The organism is Marisediminitalea aggregata (assembly GCF_900129565.1).
Classification (GTDB): Bacteria; Pseudomonadota; Gammaproteobacteria; order Enterobacterales; family Alteromonadaceae; genus Alteromonas; species Alteromonas aggregata.
On the sequence record NZ_FQWD01000003.1, the window covers coordinates 463,880 to 471,879 of the forward strand.

Annotated in this window: 5 protein-coding genes and 1 CRISPR repeat array; of the genes, 4 read left to right on the forward strand and 1 reads right to left on the reverse strand. The window is 50.5% G+C overall.

Annotation, left to right across the window (positions count from 1 at the left end; all coding sequences use genetic code 11):
• Positions 1 to 75 precede the first annotated feature (75 nt).
• Positions 76 to 2,046, reverse strand: coding sequence for a class I adenylate cyclase (locus tag BUB81_RS10045; RefSeq protein WP_073322242.1), 1,971 nt, complete (start codon positions 2,044 to 2,046; stop codon positions 76 to 78).
• A 185-nt stretch (positions 2,047 to 2,231) separates the two neighbouring features.
• Here BUB81_RS10045 and BUB81_RS10050 point away from each other — a divergent pair, with 185 nt between their 5' ends.
• From BUB81_RS10050 to BUB81_RS10065, 4 genes are all read left to right on the forward strand, one after another.
• Positions 2,232 to 2,969, forward strand: a complete 738-nt coding sequence (locus BUB81_RS10050; RefSeq protein ID WP_073322245.1) for a hypothetical protein — start codon at positions 2,232 to 2,234, stop codon at positions 2,967 to 2,969.
• A 173-nt stretch (positions 2,970 to 3,142) separates the two neighbouring features.
• Positions 3,143 to 3,688: a hypothetical protein gene (locus BUB81_RS10055; RefSeq protein ID WP_073322247.1), complete on the forward strand. Its 546-nt coding sequence runs from the start codon at positions 3,143 to 3,145 to the stop codon at positions 3,686 to 3,688.
• Positions 3,689 to 3,757: 69 nt separating this feature from the next.
• Entirely contained in the window at positions 3,758 to 4,363 is a 606-nt protein-coding gene (locus tag BUB81_RS10060; protein WP_073322248.1) for a hypothetical protein, read from the forward strand.
• Between the two features lie 3 nt (positions 4,364 to 4,366).
• Positions 4,367 to 5,080 (forward strand): hypothetical protein, encoded by a 714-nt coding sequence (locus tag BUB81_RS10065; RefSeq protein WP_073322250.1) that lies wholly within the window; start codon positions 4,367 to 4,369, stop codon positions 5,078 to 5,080.
• Positions 5,081 to 5,220: 140 nt separating this feature from the next.
• A CRISPR array of direct repeats spans positions 5,221 to 7,995; the repeat unit is 29 nt; unit sequence CGGTTCATCCCCGTGGGCACGGGGAACAC.
• Positions 7,996 to 8,000 lie beyond the last annotated feature (5 nt).

Sequence of the window (8,000 nt, forward strand, 5' to 3'; positions counted from 1 at the left end):
GTGATGACAACGGGTTGTATATCAGTACTCGCGCTCCGGACAATGCGGGATGGATTTGATCAGGAAGAACTAAAACTAGCTCAAGAGCAGGAACTCATGGTCTGCAGTATCACAAAATGTATCGAATACACGCTGGCGCTGACTGCAATGGGGTACATAAGCGCAGCAAGGAGACCCGGCTGGCATTTCTTGCAAGTCATACCAAATACCGTTGAGGGCTTCTACGCCATTTGCCAGAAACGTCTCGCCCCATGACGTGGAATAGATCACTACGACATCTTCCACGGTGGCCTTTAAACGCGACGTAGTGAAGTTAAGCACCACCAGACAGGCTTCAATTTTCTGCGGTGAAATCAGCGCGGTCCGTGGCAATGAGTTTACTTTCACCGGCGGAAACAGATTTACCGCGTGTTTCACGAACTGGTACAGGTCACTTTCAGAAATCGGGTCTGTGTCATAATCCAACAGGATTTCCGAGTTGGCATCGATAACCCGGTTACAAATACACCACAGCATGAGTCTCACAAGACAAGCAGCATTAGTAATGCGGGTTTTCTCCACACTCTTATTCAGTTTACCCAGTTGATCGCCAGAATACATGGTCCAAAGCGACGTGCCATTTTTGCGTCGGGTCAGCTTTAAGGTAACCGTAGGGCAATACACCAGCTCATCCATACCGCTACGCAAAAACTCAATTTTATTCGGCTTTTTGGAGTAAAAAGTATCGAGTCGTCTGCCCAAAACGGTCATGTCTTCCTGGCTAACCAATTGGTTGTCCTTGGGCATTTTTCCGGACATGCGGCGGTAACACAGAATCAAAAACTGATGAATTCGGCGAAACAGCTGGATTTTTTCCTGAAACGACCAGTTCTCTAGGTTGTCTAAATGCATCAGGTCATTGCGACTCCAGCCCCAACGTTTGGCGTAGCCAATCATAATACGCCGCTTGAACGAGGCCTCATTGTCTTTCGCGGCTTTGCTGAGCTCGCAATCGCATTTAATGTAAAGGCACTGACGAAGCAACAACACAACGTCGTCATCGCCTTTTGCCTCATAGTGCGCAATCACCTGATCAAACATCAGCGCGTATGGATCTATCGTCGCCACGTTACCCGGTGCTTCATCGCCATTATGCACCCGCTTTTTCAGCAGGTTACACAAGGGCTGTTCGTTCTCGGCATTTTCCAGAAACACTTCCAGCTTGGCCATTTTAATCACAGACTTAAACGATGAGTCCATGGCCTTACCCAATTGCCAGATTGCGGCACCAAACAGTTCATTTGGATCGAGCCGCTCAATATGCCCCAGATCCATAAACCAATCCGGATCCGGTGAACCGCCCTCTTCCAGATGTTCACGCAGAGCATAATACTGCTGCTGAGTTGTCGATTCCGGCACCAGCCACCAGAATGGGGCTTTTCCCGCCACCAATATATTGGTGGTATAAAACTCGGACTTTAACAGCACCGCCTGTGCTGAGCCCGCGCTTTCACCTTCAGCAATACCAAAATCGTTATTGCGAACTTTGTCTATTTCCGACAAAAAGAAGTGTACTTCTATGTTGTACTGATCTTGCACCCACTGTTCAATGGCGGTGAGCTTTTCCTGCAGCAACGACAACGCTTCAGGGCTATGGGCCTTGCCGTCGACGCATACCCAGTAATCGAAATCTGACTCATCTGATTGCGCTATAGTGCCAATACTCCCCATTAGCAATAACGCATCGATTGCACGCTGACGCGGCCAGATCTGCTTGATGTCTTCAATCAATACGTGCTGCATGGGAAAGAAATCCATCAGGGCGTTTTTGATTTCATCGCGGAAAGAAAAATTATTCAGACCAATTGGCACATTGCTATTGCTAACATAGCCGGGAAATTCAGGATGATTGATATGCAACAGAAACGGCAACACCTGAAACAGGGGTTTGTGCTCAGCAGGCAATAACGCCATAGCCCGCTCGATCCGCGCTTTGTTATACCGCAGTACCCGTAGCAAGCGAATTGTCAGGTTTTGATTCACTGTTAACGATTGCCGCGAAGCCATTAACGCCCTGTCAGAAGTCCTAATACTCCTACAAGAATAACCGGTTTTATCAGGAAGGTGTATGCTACTTATAAATAAATCACTATTCTGAGATGGTGCGAGGCGTTCGGTCTGTTAACATAGCGCTCGCTTCAACGTATTGCAGAACCCCGAGGCAGCTTTCACCCTATGCAGAGGACAGGTAGTTGGCATTATCGCAGTTAAACTGGCAGGACAGGCTTCACGTACTGGTAGGGTATTGTTTACTTAAAACCGGTCGCCTTACCTTTGATGCCTTCACTGAAGCTGAATTAAACGATATCGTTCGTCCCTACTTTCCCATAAAAGTCCCCCTGGAAGTGCCCATCGGCGAAGGCAGTTTTGAGTGCCTGGAAGGTCAGTTAACCATGCCGCTCAGCACCAACCGATTAACGTTGCAGTTGTTTTGTTCGGTTGAAATTCGCGCACTGGGTACCACCATTTACCGTGCACATGTTGCAGTGTCTGTAAGTGCCTTGCCTAACTATTTCCCGGCCAGTCGCACCTTGCGATTTACCGATGCGCGAGTCGACGTAGTGCACCTACTTAATGACCGCTACAGTTTGCTAAAAGACACACAGTTCATCATAGATAAACTGTTGCCCGGACCGCTCTCGGGCCTGTCATCTTTGCTAGGACAACCTCTGCGCTCGGCGCTTAGTATTGTCACCGCAGGCTCTACCGAACAAGCACTGGCTTATTTGCGCTTATATTTACAGGGCAATACACAACGTATCCTGGACTACCACAAACCTAAGATTGAACAGCAATTACTCAACGAACTGGAGTCGCGCGCCATTGGCTACACCCTCAGTGATGAGGTATGGCGGGAATTCTTGTTTGCCCGCTGGGGGAAACGCGTTGTGGTAGAAGACAAAAGCCTGCGGTTTTATTTTACCGAGTAAATATCTTTCATTATTGCTAAATACGCCTTGTTAGCTAACAGCGCACTGCGTCAAGGGATTCTTAAAAGGTGTTGTATGTGGATTTGCGAATTAAACTGCCGTAGTCTGTTGTGTGGACGCAGTCTTCATTACAACTGCATGCCCACAACTGCAGGTTTATTAAGGCAATCACTATGCAATATGCTGCTCCTGTTCTGTGGTTAACATCTAAATGCCTGGATACGATATCCAAAGAAATACAATTGCATTTGCCACTTCGTACTGGCGGAGCGCTTTTAGGGCAAGGTGTTCACACCAGAAGTAAAGAAATCACGCACGCGATCACCGCTGGGCCGCATGCTATCCGCACGAAGGAGACTTTCAGGGCCGATGACGCTTATCAGGCAGAACAAATCAACGCATTATTGACTCAGGAAGCTTCCGATACTCAATACATTGGAGACTGGTTTTATGATCCTGATGCAACCTACTTCTCACATTCAACGTACCTGAAAAGCATGAAAGAAAGAGCACATTCTGGCTCTGAGCCCTTTGTTTGTAATAATCCTGTACTGCTGTTGGTAACTTACAAGGATGATCAGCTCAAATTTTACGGTTTTCAGTATTCTCATTCTGAGGCAATCGCCCCTTCCCCGGCTCCTGGCTGGCCATTCAAAACGCAGTTTGAGGCCTATGATTCTATGGACTATCACGAGGTTCGAATTTATGGCAGACGATAAAGCGCAGGCTCAAAGCCATCGGTGGGATCTGACGTGTCCTTGTCATTACTACGACAGTGGAACTACCTTATGACCGCCTCATTCGAGTGGGAATCAACCCATCAGATTCGAGCGATACATATTGGCCCAAAGGGATACCTGATTTATTCAGAAGCAGGTAGCGAAAGCCTGCGGGCTACCCGCTTTGAAGTGTGGTGCTTTCATTTATCGGTAATTGACCCGTCGCTGTCTTTTCCGGTGTCCGGTAGCACAGTCACGTGCAGCCAATTAAAGACCAACGGCCTGTTCTTATTAACCATTGCCAACAATGCATTCACTCTGAAACTCAACATTGCCACTGAACCTACACAAGACACCACAATTACCGAATTTCCAGCTGGGTTATCGATAGCACACCCGGAAGCAAGCCGTGCTACTGCAACAGAGATAGAGATTCTGCTTGATTGGTTAATCACCGCGCACACTGAAGTGAAAACACCGCTTCCCGGATTAACAGCAATCGATCTTGTATCTGATGCTATTTATCAATATTTAGCGTTGCCCAACCGTATGGAAAATCGAAAGGCATGCTCACGACTGAAAAGCCTGATAAACAAATTTATGGGCTATGATTTGACGGCACAGGGATATGTGAATGCATTGATTGCGTTAAAAAAGACCGCGGTTGCATACTGAATAATGAACAGTGAACTCACTCTGGACAGCGTGATTAAAGCGTATCCGTTACCCGAAACAGTCTTTTCTCAGGACTTATGGAAACTGGCGCTCAGAGCCAGACACCAGCAAACCCAGCTAGAGCGGGAAGGCAATGCTGACGAGGGAATGGCAATTAATAACGCACTGTATTTGCTGCTCAGCAAATACATTCCCAAAGCAGAAATTTCAAGTGACTCCACCGTTTACCTGAAGAATTTACTTTCTGCTATAAAACAAGCCCGCTATGAGTTTTCTGAAGTCTGCTATGCAAGTGATTACGCGAGCGACGTATTCCAGGCGTTTTATGCGTTCGTCCTCAGTGAGTTGGCCCGGGTTGAAAACAGTATCCAAGCGCCAGCGAAAACGCTTGAACCGTCACCACCCTCCAATGCTACGAGCACTGATGATGGTCAGGACAACAAGCACAGCCCGGAGAGTCGTTCCGGGTGGCTAATCAAACTGCTTAGAAAGGCGCTCGTATCACCACTCGTGTCCTACGTATTTTACCTGCTGCCAGCCGGGTATTTTTTTATCCAAATACCGCATCTTATTCGCTACGTTGCTACCGCCTATTTTATTGCCTACTGTATTCACGTATTTCTGATGGCCAATGACCCTGATGATAAAAAGGGCATCGAATTGTGCATCATTGGCGCAATTTTTCTTACAGTAACATTCTTCTTCTCTTCATTTTAACCTAGTGCAGCGAACAACAAAGTCCCCAATGACACTGATGGCTATATGTATTTGCCACCGATTTCCTCTACTCAACGAGATCTAACCTCAAAAAGCAAACCTCTGTTGACAAGCAATTTCAATGAAGAATTGGGTAGCGATAGCTCATCCCCGTAGGCACGGGGAACACTCGATTTTTCTCCATGTGACATCGTCAATGTGCGGTTCATCCCCGTGGGCACGGGGAACACTGCGACTCTATTGCCGCGTTTATTCCTAATGACGGTTCATCCCCATGGGCACGGGGAACACCTGGAATACATTGGCATGTGGTCGCTGGGCGGCGGTTCATCCCCGTGGGCACAGGGAACACAAAGTGGCGTTTGTGGGGGAAGGTAAAACCGCCGGTTCATCCCCGTGGGCACGGGGAACACTTTCTGGCATTGCCTTGCTTACCGCCTTTTTGCGGTTCATCCCCGTGGGCACGGGGAACACCAAACATTTTTCTTTGCCTCTTTGACAATGGCCGGTTCATCCCCGTGGGCACGGGGAACACCTGGCTGATGCGCGTTGGGTAGCCCGTGACCGCGGTTCATCCCCGTGGGCACGGGGAACACTCATGGTAACTCCAATGTTTCGTATTGCGGTGCGGTTCATCCCCGTGGGCACGGGGAACACAGCAACTAGGGATAGCATGTACTGCATGCTATCGGTTCATCCCCGTGGGCACGGGGAACACTGTCGTAAAGCTTCGCGGCTGTGCCGTCTTTGCGGTTCATCCCCGTGGGCACGGGGAACACGCTATGGTGTGAGTGAGTAAATCATTTTGTTTCGGTTCATCCCCGTGGGCACGGGGAACACCTGATATAAACGCCACCGACCAGAACGCCATGCGGTTCATCCCCGTGGGCACGGGGAACACGACAACTCGTATCTGGCCGGTGAAAAAGCCAGCGGTTCATCCCCGTGGGCACGGGGAACACATACGTGTATCCTGTAAATTGTGCTGTATTTACGGTTCATCCCCGTGGGCACGGGGAACACACGCCTCGGGGCTTTTTTATTGGCTTCCGGTCCGGTTCATCCCCGTGGGCACGGGGAACACGTACTGCATGCTATCTTTTGCCGTGTCTGCAACGGTTCATCCCCGTGGGCACGGGGAACACTGCTGGTTAATTACCTGCTCTGCGCCTCGCAACGGTTCATCCCCGTGGGCACGGGGAACACAATATTCACGCAAATCCTTGCCTTGTTGCAAGCGGTTCATCCCCGTGGGCACGGGGAACACTGAGAAAGTCGCCAACCGCGATGGATTTGCCACGGTTCATCCCCGTGGGCACGGGGAACACGCTATGGTGTGAGTGAGTAAATCATTTTGTTTCGGTTCATCCCCGTGGGCACGGGGAACACCTGATATAAACGCCACCGACCAGAACGCCATGCGGTTCATCCCCGTGGGCACGGGGAACACGACAACTCGTATCTGGCCGGTGAAAAAGCCAGCGGTTCATCCCCGTGGGCACGGGGAACACATACGTGTATCCTGTAAATTGTGCTGTATTTACGGTTCATCCCCGTGGGCACGGGGAACACACGCCTCGGGGCTTTTTTATTGGCTTCCGGTCCGGTTCATCCCCGTGGGCACGGGGAACACAGATCGAGTAAAACCATGTCTGGCTTACATTGCGGTTCATCCCCGTGGGCACGGGGAACACGTGATCCCAGTTAGTGCCGCCAACATTGTGGCCGGTTCATCCCCGTGGGCACGGGGAACACGATTTTCATATAGTCCTCTTAAAGCGAAATTGCGGTTCATCCCCGTGGGCACGGGGAACACGAGCATTTTGTTCACAATATTGATGGTGAAGACGGTTCATCCCCGTGGGCACGGGGAACACTTTGGTAATGACTTTAAGTACTCGATGAATCCCGGTTCATCCCCGTGGGCACGGGGAACACTTGTACAAAATCACGAGATACTTACGCTTCTACGGTTCATCCCCGTGGGCACGGGGAACACGTACTCGCTGCCATTGGGATGGTTTGCCACCATCGGTTCATCCCCGTGGGCACGGGGAACACTTGGGTCGGCTGCCATAATTACCAACTATTCTCGGTTCATCCCCGTGGGCACGGGGAACACAACTACTGCTGCACCCTCAACCAGTGAAAGCACGGTTCATCCCCGTGGGCACGGGGAACACCCAAATACCCAAATTAACGTGTCTTACCCCTACGGTTCATCCCCGTGGGCACGGGGAACACCTATGTGGCAATGTCTCCAACCCAATTGGTTTCGGTTCATCCCCGTGGGCACGGGGAACACGCGGGTGAGCTATCATCAGGTCGAAGTGTTGACGGTTCATCCCCGTGGGCACGGGGAACACTTGGCGATATGGTTATCATCGCGATCTCTGGCCGGTTCATCCCCGTGGGCACGGGGAACACAACGTGTCGTGGATAGTTCGGCCGCATTGACGCGGTTCATCCCCGTGGGCACGGGGAACACTTTTTGATATAAGATGGAGAAATAAGCGATGGCGGTTCATCCCCGTGGGCACGGGGAACACATTGCTGCGATAGTTTCACTATGCACATCTAGCGGTTCATCCCCGTGGGCACGGGGAACACGCATAAACCAAAATATAAGATGCAAGTATTACCGGTTCATCCCCGTGGGCACGGGGAACACGCTTCAAACTCACTTAACTGGGTTTGCGCTTGCGGTTCATCCCCGTGGGCACGGGGAACACCTCAAGAGTGCGCGAAATACTCACCTGATTGGCGGTTCATCCCCGTGGGCACGGGGAACACATGGGCGCAATGCTGTATGGTCGGATTACTACCGGTTCATCCCCGTGGGCACGGGGAACACCACGGCGGTAAAAAGGGCCTGGTTGATTACGACGGTTCATCCCCGTGGGCACGGGGAACACAAATT

Bases quoted from the DNA above. Each gene is read 5' to 3' on its own strand.
- BUB81_RS10045 (WP_073322242.1), bottom strand. From the start codon at position 2,046: ATGGCTTCGCGGCAATCGTTAACAGTGAATCAAAACCTGACAATTCGC.
- BUB81_RS10055 (WP_073322247.1), top strand. From the start codon at position 3,143: ATGCAATATGCTGCTCCTGTTCTGTGGTTAACATCTAAATGCCTGGAT.
- BUB81_RS10060 (WP_073322248.1), top strand. From the start codon at position 3,758: ATGACCGCCTCATTCGAGTGGGAATCAACCCATCAGATTCGAGCGATA.
- BUB81_RS10065 (WP_073322250.1), top strand. From the start codon at position 4,367: ATGAACAGTGAACTCACTCTGGACAGCGTGATTAAAGCGTATCCGTTA.